Genomic DNA, 14,249 nt, shown 5'->3' with positions numbered 1-14,249 from the left:
GTCGGATTGGGCTTGTATCTTAAGACGGTTTTTTATTTAATAAAAGCTACACTCGTCAAATGAAATCTGGCGGGCGCGATTTTTTTGCAGGGGGGGGCGTGAATGGCCCGCGACAAGAACCTGTTCAAGATGCTGGTGAACCGGCTTCTGGACCGTCTTGACGGCATGGAGACCGGCCGCGAGCTGGGCTCGGAGGGCGAGCTGGCCGCGGAACTGGGCGCCAGCCGCACGACGATTCGCGCGGTGCTGGCGCATCTGACCGAGGCCGGAGTGCTGTCATGGGACGGGCGCCGCAAGACGCTGTTGCGCGCCCCGCGCCGCTCGGACCGCTTCGACGAGGAAGAAACCCGCCCCCGACAGGAACTGGTCGAGGGACCGTTCCTGGAATGGGTGCTGCATGGCGACCTGCCCCCCGGCACCACCTTCAGCGAGGCCGAGCTTGCCCGCCGTTTCGACGTGCCGTTGGCCACGGTGCGCGAATTCCTGATCCGGTTCGAACCCCTGGGCCTAATCGAGAAAAGCCCCAACCGGCATTGGGTGATGAAAGGCTTTACCCGCGAATTCGCGCAGGAAATGTTCGCCATCCGCGAGATGTTCGAACGCCATGCCTTGACCGGGCTGGTCGCCACCTGCGTCGCCGGCGGCCCGATCCGGACCGAACTTCAAGCGTTGGAGGTCGAGCATCGCGCCCTGATGGAAGCCCCCGAGGCGGCGCTGGCCGAATTTCCGGCACTGGACGCGCGGTTTCACCGGCTGCTCTGCGCGGCGGCAAGGAACCGCTTCATCCTGGACTTCAGCCGGATGATCTCGATCATCGTGCATTTCCACTACAGCTGGAACAAGCGCGACGAACTGCGCCGCAACCGCGCCGCCGTGGCCGAGCATCTGGTGATCATCGACGCCGCGCTGGCGGGCGACGCCACCCGCGCCGCCGCCGCGCTGGACGCGCATCTGGCGACCGCCCGCCAGACATTGATGGATTCCGTCATCTGGGCCGATGCATGATGCCCCCCTTTGAGGAAGAAAGAATGCCCCAGCCCCCCGGCGCGGCCCGGCCCCCGAAGCGCATCCTGTCAGTCGGCGAATGCATGGTCGAAATGTCCCATGCGGGCGACGGGCTCTGGCGGCAGGGCTTCGCGGGTGACACGCTGAATACCGCCTGGTATCTGCGCGCGCTTCTGCCCGAGGATTGGGCGGTGGATTACTTCACCGTGCTGGGCACCGATCCGCTGTCCGAGGCGATGGTCCGCTTCATGCGGGACGCGGGCATCGGCACCGGCTGCATCCCCCGCCATCCCGACCGCGTGGCGGGGCTCTACATGATCAGCCTGAAGGATGGTGAGCGATCCTTCACCTATTGGCGTGATCGCTCGGCCGCGCGGACGCTGGCCGACGACACGACGCAGCTGCAAGCGGCAGTCGAAGGCGCAGACCTGCTCTATGTCAGCGGCATCACGATGGCGATTCTGAACGACGACGGACGCACGACCCTGCTGGATCGGATGGCGAAATCCCGCGCCGAAGGGACGCGGGTGGCCTTCGACCCGAACCTGCGGCCAAAGCTGTGGAAAGACGCGGCCAGCATGTGCCGCGTGATCGAGGAAGCCGCTGCCCGCGCCGATATCGTCCTGCCCAGCCATGACGACGAGGCCGCCCATTTCGGGGATGCCTCCCTAGGGGAAACCGCGCGCCGCTATGCCGCCCTCGGCGCGGGCGAGGTGCTGGTCAAGAATGGCGGCGGGGCGATGGCTCTGTCGCTGGCAGGTGCCGCGCCCGTGATTCTGCCCGCCCCCGGCATGGTGACGCCGCTCGACACGACCGGGGCGGGCGACAGCTTCAATGCGGGCTACCTGGCCGCCCGGCTGACCGGCTGCGATCCGCATCAGGCGATGCTGCGGGGGCACGCACTGGCCGCCCGCGTCGTGCGCCATTTCGGCGCGCTGATGCCGCATGACCGGTTGGACACGCTGCGTTAAGGAAAAAGCCGCGCACCCCGGTGAAGGGCGCGCGGCATCGTCCAGACCCCCTGCCCTAGATCAGCGCCAGCGACAGGATCGGCACATATGTCACCAGCAGCAGTGCGATCACCAGCGCGGCGACGAACAACCAGCCCTCGCGGAAAAACTCGCCGATCGAGGCCCGTGTCAGGTTGCAGACCAGCAGCAGCACCGTGCCGACCGGCGGCGTCAGCGTGCCGATGGACAGGTTCACGATGATGACGATGCCGAAATGCACCGGGTCGATGCCGAATTGCGCCAGAACGGGCTTCAGCAAAGGCACCAGCACGATCATCAGCGCGGTCCCCTCGACGAACATGCCCAAGCCTAGAAGCAGCAGGTTCACCGCCAGCAGGAAGATGTATTTGTTCGAGGTCAGCCCGGTGATCCATTCCGCCATCGCGATTCCTGCCCTCTCATTCGAGAATATCCAGGCAAGGCCGGTGCTGGTCATGATCACCAGCATGATCGAGGCGGTCTGGCGCGCGGTCTCGCCCAAGGCGCGGCCCACGTCGCCGATCTTCATGTCGCGATAGAGGAAGAAGCCGATCAGCAGCGTAAGAACGATCGCGACCGCGCCCGCCTCAGTGGGCGTGAACACGCCCATGCGGATACCGCCCACGATCACCACGACCAGTGCCAGCGCCGGCCATGCCTCGAAGAGCACGCTTCTGGTTTCCGAGGCGGTGGGCCAGGTGGTGCGCGACGGCGGGATGCCCCGGCGCCTGGCGTAGATATAGACCGCGACCAGCAGCAGCGCGCAGCAGAGCAACCCCGGAATGATCCCGGCCATGAACATCGACCCGATCGAGACATCGGCGACCAGCCCGTAGATGATCAGCGCGATCCCCGGCGGAATGATCGGCGTGATCAGCGAGGCGCAGGCGGTGATGGCCGTCGCCGATCCACGCGAATAGCCCTGCCGGATCATCTGCGGCACGATCATCCGCGTCGCCATCGCCGCGTCGGCCAGATTCGAGGCCGAGATCCCGCCCATCAGCGTGGACAGCATCACGTTGGTATGGCCCAGCCCCCCGGTCAGCCGCCCGACCAGCAGATCGGCCAGCGCCAGCAGCCTCTTGGCCACGGCGGTCGCGCCCAGAAGCGTGCCAAGCAGGATGAAGAACGGGATCGCCAGCAGCGAGACGTTCTGCGTTGGCGCCACGATGCGCTGCACCGCGATGGCCAGCGGCAGGTCCGAGAAGAACAGGAAATAGGTCAGGATGCCGGCGAACATCGCCAGGTAGATCCGCATGTTCAGCGCGAACAGCACGAACATCAAAAGGATTGCGACAAGCCAGCTCATTGCCTGGACTCCTGTTCCGCGTCCCCGACACCGGCGTTGAAGATCCTCATCAGGGTCACGACCGCGATCAGCAGCCCGCCCAATGCCACTGGCAGATAGATCCAGAACCACGAGACCTTCAGGATACTGGTCCGCCGCATCGCCGAGGCATCCGCCAGCACCCAGCCATACCAGCCGATCACCAGCAAAAGCCCGATCGAGGCCAGCCCGACCACGGCGGCCAGCACCCGCCGCATGGCGGGCGGGAGATAGTGTTCGATGATGTCGATGGTCAGATGCCCGTCCCGCGCCTCGCAGGCGATGGCCGCAATCATGACGATCCAGACCATCAGAAGGCCCGCGGCCTCCTCGGTCCAGGCGATGGGCTGCCCCATCGCGTAGCGCGCGAAGACCGAGCCCGCCACGATGGCGACCAGTATCGCGAGACAAGCGCCGCCGACAAGCGTGGCGGCCCTTTCAATCCAACGCATGTTTCCCCCCGATTGAAACGGCCGGCGCGTGATGCGCCGGCCTTGTCCCCGTTCAGCCTGCGATCTCGGCCTGGATGCGGTCGTAGAGCCCCTCGCTCCATTCCGGAAACTGGGTGTAGAAAGGCTTGGTAATCTCGCGGAATGCCTCGACATCGGGGCTGATGACCTCGACGCCCTGCGCCTTCATGCCCTCAAGCGCCCTGGCCTCGTCGGCGGCGGCGGCCTTCTGGCTTTCCAGCCCGATCTCGTAGCCGGTTTCCTCAAGCACCGTCAGAACCTCGGGATCCAGCGAGGACAGGTAGGCTTCGCCGCCCAGCCAGAAGGCGGTATTGGTCAGGTAGCCCACCAGCGAAAGCTGCTTGGCCTGCTCGTCCAGCTTCTGGCCGTGCAGCACGGTCAGCGGGTTTTCCACCCCGTCGATCACGCCTTGGGTCAGCGCCGGATAGACGTCGCCCAGGGGCATCGGCGTCGGCGTGCCGCCCATCAGCTCGATCGCCTTGATCTGCATGTTGTTGTTGGGCGTGCGGATCTTCAGGCCCGCCATGTCGGCGGGAGTCTCGATCTTCTTTTTGGCGAGAATGTGGCGCGTCCCGTACATGTAGTTCGGGATCACGATGCGGATGCCGTGCGACTTCAGCACCTCGTGCTTTTCCTGGAACCAATCGCCTTCATAGAGGCGGAACAGGTCCTGGGCGTCCTCGGTCAGATAGGGGCCGTAGAGGATACCCAGATCGGCGTCGTAATCGATCAGGAAGCCCGCATCGGCGATGGTGATGACGTTCACCCCCATCTTCGCCTGCTCGATGATGTCCTCTTTCGAGCCGAGCTGCGAGGACGGATAAAGCTCAAGCGCAACCGCCCCTTCCGAGCGTTCGGCGACCAGTTCGGCCCATTTGTTCATCAGCACGTCCACCGGCTCGCCGGGGTTGTTCTCATAGGCCACCTTGACGGTGACATCCGCCGCCAGGCCGGGCAGCGCAAGGGCGACGGCCATCGCGGCCCCCAGCCCGAGTTTCTTCATAAGCGACATTGGGTCTCCTCCCGTTGGGTGTCAGGCGCCGCGAAAGCGGTATTCCTCCAAGCTTTGCGGCTTCATTTCGATGGAAAATCCAGGCATTTCCGGCGGCATGTAAGCCGCGTTCTGGATCCGCACGGGGTCAAGGAAATGCTCGTGCAAATGGTCCACATATTCGATCACCCGGCCTTCGCGGGTGCCCGCGATGCAGAGGTAATCGATCATCGACATGTGCTGGACATATTCGCACAGGCCGACGCCCCCGGCATGGGGGCAGACCTTCAGCCCATATTTCGCGGCCATCAGCATCACCGCCAGCACCTCGTTCAGCCCGCCCATGCGGCAGCTGTCGATCTGGACGACGTCGATGGCGCCTTCCATGATGAACTGCTTGAACATGATGCGGTTCTGGCACATCTCGCCGGTGGCGACCTGCACCGGGGCGACGCCCGCGCGGATCTTGCGGTGGCCGGCCACGTCGTCGGGGCTGGTCGGCTCCTCGATAAACCAAGGGTTCACGAAGGCCAGCTTCTTCACCCATTCGATGGCCTGATCGACTTCCCAGACCTGGTTGGCGTCGATCATCAGCCTGACGTCCGGGCCGACCTCGTCGCGGGCGATGGTCAGGCGGCGGATGTCGTCCTCCAGATCGCGGCCGACCTTCATCTTGACATATCTGAAACCCGCATCCACGGCCTCGCGACAGAGGCGGCGCAGCTTGGCGTCGTCATAGCCCAGCCAGCCCGCGCTGGTGGTATAGCAAGGATAGCCCTCGCGCAGCAGGGTTTCCACCCGTCCGGGTTTGGTCTCGGCCTGCTTCGTCAGGAAGTCCAGCGCCCATTCCGGGGTGATGCAGTCGGTCAGGTAGCGGAAATCGACACAGCGCACCAGCTCCTCGGGCGTCATGTCGGCGACCAGCTTCCAAACCGGCTTGCCCTCGGCCTTGGCCCACAGGTCCCATGCCGCATTGACCACCGCGCCGGTGGCCAGATGGATCGCGCCCTTGTCCGGGCCGATCCAGCGCAACTGGCTGTCGCTGGTGACATGGCGCCAGAAGCGGCCCATGTCGGCGGCGATCCAGTCCAGTTCCAGCCCCACGACCAAGGGGCGCAGCGCCTCGATGGCGGCGGTGCAGATCTCGTTGCCGCGCCCGATGGTGAAGGTCAAGCCGTGGCCCTCATGGGGGCCGTCGGTTTCCAGAACCACATAGGCGGCGGAATAGTCCGGGTCCGGGTTCATCGCATCCGAACCGTCCAGCCCCTTGCTGGTGGGGAAGCGCACATCAACAGTGCGCAGGCCGGTGATCTTCATGCCTTCACGACCTTCTGGGTCTGCTCGCCCAGCCCTTCGATGCCGAGGCGCATCACTTCGCCGCCCCTCAGATAGACCGGCGGCTTCTGCCCCAGCCCCACGCCCGGAGGCGTCCCGGTCGAGATCACGTCGCCCGGTTGCAGCGACAGGAAGCGGCTGAGATAGGAAATGATCTGCGCCACGCCGAAGATCATGGTCGAGGTCGAGCCGTCCTGATAGCGGTGCCCGTCCACCTCCAGCCACATCTTCAGGTCGCCGATGTCGCCCGCCTCATCCGGGGTAACCAGCCAGGGACCGATGGGACCGAAGGTGTCGCAACCCTTGCCCTTGTCCCAAGTGCCGCCACGCTCAATCTGCCATTCGCGCTCGGACACGTCGTTGACGACGCAATAGCCCGCGACATGGGACAGGGCGTCGGCTTCCTCGATATATTTGCCGCCCTTGCCGATCACAACGCCCAGTTCCACCTCCCAGTCGGTCTTGACCGAGCCGCGCGGGATCTCGATATCGTCGTCGGGACCGCAGATGGCACTGGTCCATTTGTTGAAGACCACCGGCTCGGACGGGATATCGGCCCCGGTCTCGGCGGCGTGGTCGGCATAGTTCAGGCCGATGCAGATGAACTTGCCCACGCGGCCCACGCAGGGGCCGATGCGGGGGCTGCCCTGGACCAGCGGCAGGCTGGCGGGATCGATGGTCGCAAGGCGGGCCAGCCCCTCGGGGGTCAGCGCCTCTCCGGCGATGTCGTCGACATGGGCCGACAGGTCGCGGATGGCGCCGGCTGCGTCCAGGACGGCCGGACGTTCCTGCCCCGAGGGGCCGTAGCGTAGCAGTTTCATGTTGACCTCGTCATGGGTTCGGCTAGACCGGCGGCACGCGCAGGTTTCGCCGCGCGCCCGTCCAGGTTCGATTGCCGGTGTCAGGGGGTTCGGTTCATATCGTCACGCCGCCATCGACCAGTAGGGCCTGCCCGCTGACGAAGCGGCTTTCATCCGAAAGCAGATAGACAATCATCGGGGTGATGTCGTCCACGGTGGCAAGTCGGCCCATCGGCTGACGGGCGATGAAGTTCTTTTCCGCTTGCACCGGGTCCACCGCCGAGGCGATGCGCCCACGCAGCGAGGGCGTGTCCACCGTGCCGGGGCAGATCGCGTTGCAGCGGATGCCCTGCTTGACGAAATCGGCGGCGACCGCCTTGGTCAGACCGATCACCGCAGCCTTGGTCGTGCCATAGGCGGTGCGGTTCGCGAAGCCTTTGATCGAGGACGCCATCGAGGCCATGTTCAGGATCGAGGCGCTGCCGGTCTCGGCCGCGCGGTCCAGCATTCCGGGCAGGAAGGCACGGGTCATCCGCATCATCCCCGTCACGTTCAGGTCCAGCGCAAAAGCCCAGTCCGCATCGGTCACGTCCAGCACGGTCCCGTCATGGACGATGCCGGCGCAGTTGAACAACCCGTCCAGCGGCCCGGTCTCGGCGGCGATGGCCTGGATGGCCGCGGCGTCGGTGACGTCCAGCACCCGCGTCTCGATCCCCTCCAGCCCCTCCAGCAACGCCGCGTCGCGGTCGGTGGCGATAACCCGCGCGCCCTCGGCCGCGCAGGCAATGGCGCTGGCTCGACCAATGCCCTGGCCCGCCGCGGTTATCAGGACGGTCTTCCCCCTCAACCTCATCAAATCCCCCTCCTCACCTGAAGTGAAGTTTGTATATAAAATTATTATTCATATCTGAATGATTGAATCAAGCCGATTCGCGACCGTTCTTGCCTGGGGGCGGTCGCGCGGCTAAATCCCCGATGCGCGGGGCAAGATGGTGATCGGATGAGCGGCGGGGATGCAGGGGCGGATATATCGGCAGCGGATCGCTATCGCGCGCCGGCGCTGGACAAGGGGCTTGATATCCTCGAGGTCCTGGCCAGCCATGTCGGCGGGCTGACGCGGGCCGAGATCGGCCGCGAACTGGGCCTCAGCGCCTCGCAGCTTTACCGGATGCTGGAACGGCTGGTCGCGCGCGGCTATGTCGCGCGGGTCGGAGGCGGCGACCGCTATACCCTATCGATGAAGATGTTCGTGCTTGCCACACGCCACCCGCCCTTCCGGCGGCTGACGGCGCAGGCACAGCCGATGCTGGACGAATTCGCCGCCGAAATGAACCAGTCCTGCCATCTGGTCGTGCCCGATCACGGGACGGGCCTGATCATCGCGCAGGCCAGCCCGGTTTCGCATTGGGAATACCGTGCGCGGGTGGGCGCACAGATGGATCTGTTTTCGACCGGCTCGGGGCTGACCCTGCTGGCATGCCAGCATCCCGACCGCAGCGTCGAGACCTTGGGTCAGTGGGGGATCGCCAGCGCCGAGGACAGGTTAAGGCAGGTCGCCCCCGAACTTCGCGCGATCCGCGCCGCCGGCTATCGCATGGCACCCTCAATGCAGATTGTTGGCGTTACCGATATCAGCGTGCCCGTCCGAGGACCGGATCAGGATGCCGTGGCGGTCGTGACATGCGCGCATCTGGAACACCCGGATGCCCCCAGGCAGGATCTGCACGGCGAAATCCTGGAGAGGCTGAAACGCCTCACGGACGCGCTTTCCCTGCCGATCGCGCCCGGCCGGTAGATCAGCGCCAGATCAGCAGCTAGAGGGCGTCTTCATCTAGGCGATCCAAGCCATAGCGCAGGCGAGGTCGATCAACGCCTTGAACGCAGCGGGGGTCTTTTCGCATCGGAGCGCGATGCGACGGAAGCGTTTTATCTTGTTAAAGAAACACTTGACGAGATGGTGTTCCTGATAGAGCGTCCGATCCAGAGGACTACTTCCGGCGCGGCTGCCCGCGGACAATTCCTTCTCGTATTTCTGCACCTGCTGGAAGGTTACGCCAAGCGCCGCACCGAGATCCTCCTGGCAAATCCCCGGAAGACGGCCCCAGGCCTTAATCTTCTTGCAACCGCTACGTCGGCATTCTTCATGTCGACGGTTATACCGGCTTCGAGACCTTGACGATGGCGGGAAACATCAGGCTCGCCGCCTGCTGGGCACATACGCGGCGCAAGTTCTACGATGTATTCCAGTCCTCCGGATCGCCGAAGAAGCACTGCGGCGGATCCGCGACATTTATCTTGTCTGGAATTCGAGCGGCGCGGCAAGCTGATCCGCGCCTATTACTATACGGCGCTGCTGGAAAACGAGGATTATTCGCCGATCCGCCCGCTGGTCGACTGGCTGCATTACAATGGCTATTCCATGGTAACGAAGCCCGCCCGCGAATATACCGACGCGCTGGGGCGCCGCAAGGTCAAGGGCAACATGGATGTCGAGCTGGTGATCAACGCCATGGAACTGGCGCCGCGGCTGGACCATGAGGTGCTGTTTTCCGGCGACGGCGACTTTTGTCCATTGGTCGAGGCGCTGCAGCGCCAAGGCGTGCGGGTCTCAATGGTCTCGACTATACGTTCGCGACCGCCAATGATTGCCGACGAATTGCACCGCCAGGCCGACAACTTCATCGAGCTGGACGGATTACGGGGGATGATAGGCCGGCTCCAGCGGGATCGGGAAGAAGGCAATCATGAATGTTGATGTCAGCGCATGACCGCACTCCTGCGTGATGCCGTTGGTCGACGAATGGGAAGCGGGTCGAGCGGACCGTCCAGTCGTCCCAAAAGCGCATGCACTTCACCGCGCAGTCACTCGACTGTTCGAGCGACACGGCGATCCAGACACATTGTTGCAGGGCTCCGACCAACTCGGGAAACCTCCGGTCAAGGCGATTCCCTATAGCATCTGCTTATCGCGAGGCCGCTTCTTCTGAATTGTCCCGCGCGGCCCTGGAGGACACAACGGGCAAGACGGCCGGGCCGCGGCGGAAGAGCGGCGCCCCGCCCGATGTCCAAAGGGAGGAAACGATGGACGGGATCATCCAGTCTTTGGGGGTCATCTTCAGCCTTTCTGGCCTAGCGGTGCTGCTGGTCGGCGCGCTGCTGGGGGTCGTGATCGGGGCGCTGCCCGGACTCGGGCCGTCAATCGGGCTGAGCCTGCTGATCCCCTTCACCTATACGATGTCGCCCGAACTCAGCATGCTGCTGATGATCTCGTTATACACCTCGGCCGAATATGGCGGCTCGATCAGCGCGATCCTGCTGTCGACACCGGGCACAGCGGCGGCGGCGGCAACGGCCATCGACGGCTATGCCATGGCGCAGAAAGGCCGGGCCAATGAAGCGATCTCGATCTCGCTGACCGCGTCGACGGTGGGCGGTGTGATCGGCGGGCTCGCCCTGTTGCTGCTGGCGATGCCGCTGGCCAAGCTGGCGCTGCAATTCGGGCCGGCGGGCTATTTCGCGGTCGGTCTGTTCGGCCTGACCTCGGTCGCGGCCCTGTCGGGCGGATCGCTGGTCAAGGGCCTGCTGGGCGCGGTGCTGGGGCTGGCGCTGGCGACGGTGGGAATCGACCCGATCTCGGGGACGCCGCGCTTCACCTTCGGCCATTTCGAGCTGTACGAGGGCGTGCCGTTCCTAGCCGCGCTGATCGGCCTCTTCGCCGTATCCGAGGCAATCGCCCTGGCCGAGAAGCACGCCCGCGGCCCCAAGCCGGGCAAGGACCGCGTGGGCCATGTGTTCATGTCCCGTGCCCTGCTGAAGGAAACCTGGCGCTCGATGCTGTCGGGCTCGGTCATCGGCACGCTCCTGGGCATCCTGCCGGGCGTCGGCGGGAATATCGCCTGCTGGGTGGCACGCGATTATGCCCGCGCTCGCGACAAGCATCCCGAGGAATACGGCAAGGGCGCGGCCAACGGTATCGCCGCACCCGAAGCCTCGAACAACGCCACGGTCGGCGGGGCGCTGGTACCGCTGCTGTCGCTGGGCGTTCCCGGCTCGCCCACCACGGCGATCATGATGGGGGCGCTGATCATGCACGGCCTGCATCCCGGCCCGCAGCTTTTCGACGAGCAGCCGACGCTGGTCTATGCGATCCTGTTTGGCGTCATCATCGCGTCGCTGGTGCAATATCTGGTCGGCTCGCTGTTCCTGCCGCTCATGGCGCGGACCGTGCTGCTGCCCGACGGGGTCATCGCTGCGGGAATCCTGGCCTTCGCTGTCCTCGGCGCCTTCGCCATCCGCAACCTGATGTTCGACGTCTGGATGACGCTGGCCTTTGGCCTGGTCGGATACCTGATGAAGAAGCTCAGCTTCCCGGTCGCGCCCGTCATCCTCGCCATGGTTCTGGGCTACCTGATCGAATCGAACTACCGCACAGCGATGGTGTCGTCGCAGGGCAGCTACATGGTGTTTCTGACCGATCCGATCAGCGTGCTGTTCCTGATCCTCAGCCTGATCAGCATCCTGGTGCCCCTGCGCCGCGTCTGGCGCGCGCGGCGGTGCCCACACCGGGGCGCGGCGGTCTAGACCGCCCGCCACGACCGCAAGCCATCAATCCAGGGAGAGAGAATCGATGCGACACACCACCTTCACCGCCCGGCCGGGTCGTTTCGCGCGGCTGGTCCGCGGGACCGTCACCGCACTCTGCATGGCCGCCGGCACGGTGCTGGCCCTGCCGCAGAGCGCGGCCGCCGATTTCCCCGACAAGCCGGTGACGCTGGTCGTCTGGTCCGGGGCCGGCGGCGCGCTGGACACCTATGGCCGCAAGCTGGCCGAGCTGCTGGAGAAAGAGGCCGGCTGGACCGTCAAGGTCGACAACCGTCCCGGCGGCAGCGGCGCGGTCGGCCTGTCGCAGATCGCGACCCAGCCCGCCGACGGCTACAATATCCTGGTGCTGACCGGTACACTGACCTTCGGCATCGCCCAGGGGCTGATCCCCTTCAAGCTGGACGATCTGCGCCTGCTGCGCGCCATGCAATCCGAGCCCTCGTCGCTGGCGGTGCGGGCCGACAGTCCCTTCAAGACCGTCGAGGACTTCGTGGCTTACAAGAAGGAGCATCCGAACGAGTTGAAGGTCGGCGGTCACTCGTCAGGCGGCTTCCACCAATACATGCTTTATCAGCTGATGAAGCAGGGCGGCTTCGAAAGCGGCTGGATCCCGCATGACGCCTCGGGCAAGGTCACGCTGGGCCTGCTGGGCAAGCATATCGACGCCGCGATGATGACGCCATCCACCGGGCTCGCGCAGGTCAAGAACGGCGAGATCCGCCTGCTGGGCGTCACCACCGCCGAACGCTCCGCCTTCCTGCCCGACGCACCGACCTTCAGGGAACAGGGCTATGAACTGGAAGGCGCGATCTGGCGCGGCATCGCCGTCAAGGCTGGCACCCCCGATGACGTGGTCGATGCCATCCAGGTTGCGATCGACAAGGTGACCGCCTCGGCGGAATGGCGGACGTTCCAGGAAGAGCAGTTCCAGGACAGCCCCGACTGGGCCGAGGCCGAGTTCACCCAGCGGGTGCAGAAGGATCTCGAGCAGCAGGCAGAGTTCCTGAAATCGGCGGGCTTCGTGCAATGACCGGCCGCAGCGTCCTCGGGGCAGGCCAGGGCTTTCCCGTCGGCGACGTCATCGCCGGCGTGATCTGCCTTGCGGGCTGCATCACCTTCCTGTTCATGGCGCTGGCCCTGCCCGCCGGGCATTCGACCGGCGACACCGGGCCGGGCGCCCTGCCCGAGCAGGTGGCGGTCTTCGGCACGGTTTGTTCCGCCGCCTATCTGGTACTGGCCCTGCGCCGGGCCTTTGCCCACGAGCGACCGGATTTCTCGGCAAGCGGGCGGGCGCTGGCGGCATATGCGATCTTCCTCGTCTGCATGTCGGGCGCGGGCTGGATCGGATTGCCCCTTGCGCTCGCCTTGGCCTCGGCTCTGGTCACGCTGCTTTTCGCGGGCGAGCGCCCGCTGATCCGGGCTGCGGCCACCGGGGCAGGGATCTGGCTGATCGCGGTCCTGCTGTTCGGGAAACTGCTGGGATTGCCCATGCCATGATCCCGGCCGACGCCCGCCGCCCCGCCGAAGGGAACCGCCCCTTGCGGCTGGCGCTCGCCTATTCTCTGGCCATGCTGGCCGGCTGGATATCCGCGCGGCTGCACCTGCCGCTGCCCTGGATGATCGGTCCACTGCTGACGACGGCGGCCCTGTCCCTGTCGGGGCTAGTCGATCGCCCGCTGCCGGTGCGCAGCCGGCCATTCGGACAGGCGGTGGTGGCCACCACGGTCGGACTGGCCTTCACGGACGAAGCCCTGGCCGTCGTCCTGAAGATGCTGCCGCTGCTGGCCGGCATGGCGGCGATGACGACGGTATTGGCACTGGCCGTCTCGGTCGTGCAGGCACGGCTGGCCGGCGTCAGGCTGTCGCGCATGGTGCTGGCGACCTTTCCCCTTGCGCCGGTCGAGGCCGCGGTCATCGCCGAAAGCTGCGGCCTGCCGCCCGCCCCCGTCGTCGTAGCCCAGTCGCTGCGGATCGCCGCCATCGTGGTGCTGGTGCCTGCGCTGCTCTATGCCTTCGACGGCTTTGTCCGGCCCGACACCGCCACCGTTGCGGGGGCCGAGGCGTTCGACGATCCGCGCCTGCTGGTGCTGCCGCTGATCGGCCTGGCGGGCGGCGCGCTGTTCCGCCGGCTGGGCTGGGCCAATCCCTATTTCCTCGGCCCCCTCGGCCTTGCAGCGGCGCTGACCGCGGCCGGCGTGACGCTGCCGCAATATCCGCATGTGGTGCTGGCCGCAGCGCAGCTGGTCCTTGGGGCCTGGCTGGGCTCGACTTTTCAGGCGCAAATGCTGCGGGCCGCCCGGCGCGAGCTTGCCATCTCGATGCTGGGAACATTGGGCCTGCTGGCCCTCACCTGCGGCTCTGCGGCGGCGCTGGCGCGTTTCACGCCACTGGACTGGCGCAGCGTCGTCCTGGGAATCGCGCCGGGCGGCGTGACCGAGATGGCGCTGACCGCCCAGTTCCTGAATCAGGACGTCTCGCTCGTCACCGCCGCGCATTTGGTGCGGATCTTCCTGCTGATGCCGCTGGCGCGGCCGCTGATCCGCCTGACCGAACGCCTCGGCTAGGATCTCAGCACCACCAGGAACAGGCGCGAAAAGCGCGGCAGCGCCTCGGCCCTTCGCCTCGGGATGGAAGCGGGCGATGGTGGTATTCGCCCGGGAAGACCTGCAGCCCGGGCGTGATGAAGGCCGCGAGTCCGGGCCACAGGGCCGAGCCGTGAAACCATTCGAC

General features: G+C 65.6%; 14 protein-coding genes and 1 pseudogene. 8 read left to right on the top strand and 7 right to left on the bottom strand.

The window, feature by feature from the left end:
* Positions 1–102: 102 nt before the first annotated feature.
* Together ESD82_RS14395 and ESD82_RS14390 are read left to right on the top strand one after the other, a co-directional pair.
* Positions 103–1,005, top strand: a complete 903-nt coding sequence (locus ESD82_RS14395; protein WP_147428048.1) for a GntR family transcriptional regulator — start codon at positions 103–105, stop codon at positions 1,003–1,005.
* 23 nt (positions 1,006–1,028) lie between these two features.
* Positions 1,029–1,976, top strand: a complete 948-nt coding sequence (locus ESD82_RS14390) for a sugar kinase (RefSeq protein WP_147428049.1) — start codon at positions 1,029–1,031, stop codon at positions 1,974–1,976.
* A gap of 55 nt (positions 1,977–2,031) precedes the next feature.
* On the opposite strand, the gene ESD82_RS14385 is transcribed toward ESD82_RS14390, so the two are convergent.
* The 6 genes from ESD82_RS14385 to ESD82_RS14360 all read right to left on the bottom strand — a co-directional run bounded on the left by ESD82_RS14385 (position 2,032) and on the right by ESD82_RS14360 (position 7,770).
* Positions 2,032–3,303 carry a TRAP transporter large permease gene (locus ESD82_RS14385; RefSeq protein ID WP_147428050.1) on the bottom strand — a complete coding sequence of 424 codons (1,272 nt, stop codon included), beginning with the start codon at positions 3,301–3,303 and terminating at the stop codon, positions 2,032–2,034.
* Positions 3,300–3,773: a TRAP transporter small permease gene (locus tag ESD82_RS14380; protein WP_167521771.1), complete on the bottom strand. Its 474-nt coding sequence runs from the start codon at positions 3,771–3,773 to the stop codon at positions 3,300–3,302. Before ESD82_RS14380 ends, ESD82_RS14385 begins: the two co-directional genes overlap by 4 nt.
* Before the next feature lie 52 nt (positions 3,774–3,825).
* Positions 3,826–4,803, bottom strand: a complete 978-nt coding sequence (locus ESD82_RS14375) for a C4-dicarboxylate TRAP transporter substrate-binding protein (RefSeq protein ID WP_147428052.1) — start codon at positions 4,801–4,803, stop codon at positions 3,826–3,828.
* A gap of 21 nt (positions 4,804–4,824) precedes the next feature.
* Positions 4,825–6,099 carry an L-fuconate dehydratase gene (locus tag ESD82_RS14370; protein ID WP_147428053.1) on the bottom strand — a complete coding sequence of 425 codons (1,275 nt, stop codon included), beginning with the start codon at positions 6,097–6,099 and terminating at the stop codon, positions 4,825–4,827.
* Positions 6,096–6,938 (bottom strand): ureidoglycolate lyase, encoded by an 843-nt coding sequence (locus ESD82_RS14365; protein WP_147428054.1) that lies wholly within the window; start codon positions 6,936–6,938, stop codon positions 6,096–6,098. The genes ESD82_RS14370 and ESD82_RS14365 overlap by 4 nt, the downstream gene beginning before the upstream one ends.
* A 94-nt stretch (positions 6,939–7,032) precedes the next feature.
* Positions 7,033–7,770, bottom strand: coding sequence for an SDR family oxidoreductase (locus ESD82_RS14360; RefSeq protein WP_147428055.1), 738 nt, complete (start codon positions 7,768–7,770; stop codon positions 7,033–7,035).
* Between the two features lie 147 nt (positions 7,771–7,917).
* Between ESD82_RS14360 and ESD82_RS14355 the strand changes: the two genes are divergently transcribed.
* On the top strand, positions 7,918–8,712 hold the full coding sequence (locus ESD82_RS14355) for an IclR family transcriptional regulator (protein WP_147428056.1): 795 nt from the start codon (positions 7,918–7,920) through the stop codon (positions 8,710–8,712).
* Between the two features lie 36 nt (positions 8,713–8,748).
* Here ESD82_RS14355 and ESD82_RS22235 read toward each other — a convergent pair.
* A pseudogene (locus ESD82_RS22235) lies at positions 8,749–8,898 on the bottom strand (IS5-like element IS711 family transposase); the annotation flags it as partial.
* A 255-nt stretch (positions 8,899–9,153) separates the two neighbouring features.
* On the opposite strand from ESD82_RS22235, the gene ESD82_RS14345 reads away from it, so the two are divergent.
* The 5 genes from ESD82_RS14345 (at position 9,154) to ESD82_RS14325 (ending at position 14,083) form a co-directional block, all read left to right on the top strand.
* Positions 9,154–9,672: a LabA-like NYN domain-containing protein gene (locus ESD82_RS14345; protein WP_244314582.1), complete on the top strand. Its 519-nt coding sequence runs from the start codon at positions 9,154–9,156 to the stop codon at positions 9,670–9,672.
* A 326-nt stretch (positions 9,673–9,998) separates the two neighbouring features.
* Positions 9,999–11,498, top strand: a complete 1,500-nt coding sequence (locus ESD82_RS14340) for a tripartite tricarboxylate transporter permease (RefSeq protein ID WP_147428057.1) — start codon at positions 9,999–10,001, stop codon at positions 11,496–11,498.
* Positions 11,499–11,544: 46 nt separating this feature from the next.
* Positions 11,545–12,549, top strand: a complete 1,005-nt coding sequence (locus tag ESD82_RS14335) for a tripartite tricarboxylate transporter substrate binding protein (protein ID WP_208852076.1) — start codon at positions 11,545–11,547, stop codon at positions 12,547–12,549.
* Positions 12,546–13,016: a tripartite tricarboxylate transporter TctB family protein gene (locus tag ESD82_RS14330; RefSeq protein WP_147428058.1), complete on the top strand. Its 471-nt coding sequence runs from the start codon at positions 12,546–12,548 to the stop codon at positions 13,014–13,016. The genes ESD82_RS14335 and ESD82_RS14330 overlap by 4 nt, the downstream gene beginning before the upstream one ends.
* Entirely contained in the window at positions 13,013–14,083 is a 1,071-nt protein-coding gene (locus tag ESD82_RS14325; protein WP_147428059.1) for an AbrB family transcriptional regulator, read from the top strand. The genes ESD82_RS14330 and ESD82_RS14325 overlap by 4 nt, the downstream gene beginning before the upstream one ends.
* Positions 14,084–14,249: the final 166 nt, after the last annotated feature.

The sequence above is a fragment of the Paracoccus pantotrophus genome (genome assembly GCF_008824185.1).
In the GTDB taxonomy this organism is placed as follows: domain Bacteria; phylum Pseudomonadota; class Alphaproteobacteria; order Rhodobacterales; family Rhodobacteraceae; genus Paracoccus; species Paracoccus pantotrophus.
Note: the sequence above shows the minus strand (reverse complement) of the source record. Positions and strands in the feature narration are given on the sequence as shown.